Source organism: Neotamlana nanhaiensis (assembly GCF_000943555.1).
GTDB lineage: Bacteria > Bacteroidota > Bacteroidia > Flavobacteriales > Flavobacteriaceae > Neotamlana > Neotamlana nanhaiensis.
In genome coordinates this window covers 1-1,629 of the sequence record NZ_JTDV01000009.1, presented here as the reverse complement: position 1 = coordinate 1,629, position 1,629 = coordinate 1, and the positions used below count along the sequence as shown (strand labels likewise).

Genomic DNA, 1,629 nt, shown 5'->3' with positions numbered 1-1,629 from the left:
TAGCCATATTTCAGGACTAGACAGCTGAACTAAAGCATTTCACCTCTTGCTGGATAGCCTGACTGAACAATATAATCTACTGCTTTTACAAAAGATGGTAAATAAGGTCTTCCCCAAGGATTACTGTTAATAGCTGAATAATAAATTTGATTACTATTGTCTATTAAAAATAATCCTGGTTCACTAAACTCACTTGGTTCACCATCTTTTACACCTGCACTTAAATACAAAGTCCAATCTCTTGCTGATTTTTCAGATAAACCATAGCCCAAAGTAAGGTTAGACAATTCCCACTTTTGACGAGAAAGTCTAGCTCTCTTTTCGGTATCCATACTTACTGCTAATACATTAACACCTCTTTGCTCAAATTCGGGTAGCAATTCTTGTAATTGTTGTAAATACTTTTTACATAATGGACAATGTAATCCTCGGTAAAAAACAACCAAAGTAAAGTTGTCTGGATTTTGGTCTGCTAAAACCCATTGATTTCCACCTAATAATGGAAACTTTAAATCTGGTGCTGTATGTTTTGGTGTTGGTCTATTCATAATAAATACTTTAAAAGTTTGCTTTCAAATGATTTTCAAAACGAATAAAATCATTCTCTATTTCTGGATTTTTCATTACATCATATGCCATAAAAGTTGGTAAAGGTTCAAAACCAAACCATTTAAAATTAAGATGCATTGGCTTTAAAAGCTCATCTTCGCTTATTCCATTAAAAAATGTTTCTTCTGGATTATTAAAAGCTTCTTTTGGTGCATTAGCGGTTACTGACATCATATACTTTCCGTTTAACTTTCCACCTAATCCGTAATTCTTCTTCGGTGCTTCTTTACTTCTTCCATCACCATCAGACATTTCGCCCATCATACCCATCGAGAATACTTCATCAATGTATTTTTTAAAAGACCAACTTACACCCATCCAGTTCAATGGTGTTTGAAAAAAGACCACATCTGCCCATTTGAATTTTTCAATTTCTTCATTGACATCATAATTATCTTCCATTGTAGTTTTCTTGATATTGTAACCATTGCTCTTCAAGTAGCTTTCCGCTTTTTCAGTTAAAGTTGCGTTTAATTTTCCTTCAGAAAATGGATATTTCTGATGACCGTTGATTATAAAAATATTATTCATTTTAAATTTTTAATTACATTTGTATCGCAAAGAAACTAATATTAGTTTAAAAAAGAAACTATTTAGTTTTCAATTGAACAAATAGTGGTAACCAAAAAGTACCTAATGGCAAGAAAATATATAGACAACCCGAATGCTTGTTCCCTTGTGCATACGATGAACATAATTGGCAATAAATGGAAACCGATTATTTTATATTTATTATCAAATGGTTCTATGCGATTTGGAATGCTCAATGCACTTATACCAACAATCTCAAAAAAGGTACTGACTAATCAATTGAAAGAATTAGAAAACGATGGATTACTTTTAAGACAGTCCTTTGCTGAAATTCCACCAAGGGTTGAATATTCATTAACTGAAAAAGCAGTTGGACTTTTGCCAGTTTTAAGAATGTTAAGTGATTGGGCAAATGAAGCTTACCCCAAAATGGAATTTGAACAATGTAGAATAATAGAAAATGTAAAAAAGCCAGCGTACAACAACGTA

3 protein-coding genes are annotated in these 1,629 nt (G+C 32.2%); 1 reads left to right on the top strand and 2 read right to left on the bottom strand.

The annotated features are described in order from the left end of the window. Positions 1-29 precede the first annotated feature (29 nt). Together PK35_RS10510 and PK35_RS10505 are read right to left on the bottom strand one after the other, a co-directional pair. Complete coding sequence (locus tag PK35_RS10510; protein WP_044626686.1) at positions 30-548, bottom strand: peroxiredoxin-like family protein; 519 nt, start codon at positions 546-548, stop codon at positions 30-32. 10 nt (positions 549-558) lie between these two features. Then, positions 559-1,140 (bottom strand): NAD(P)H-dependent oxidoreductase, encoded by a 582-nt coding sequence (locus PK35_RS10505; protein WP_044626685.1) that lies wholly within the window; start codon positions 1,138-1,140, stop codon positions 559-561. 105 nt (positions 1,141-1,245) lie between these two features. Here PK35_RS10505 and PK35_RS10500 point away from each other — a divergent pair. Then, positions 1,246-1,629 (top strand): winged helix-turn-helix transcriptional regulator (locus PK35_RS10500; protein ID WP_052825978.1); only part of this gene is annotated, 384 nt, incomplete at its 3' end.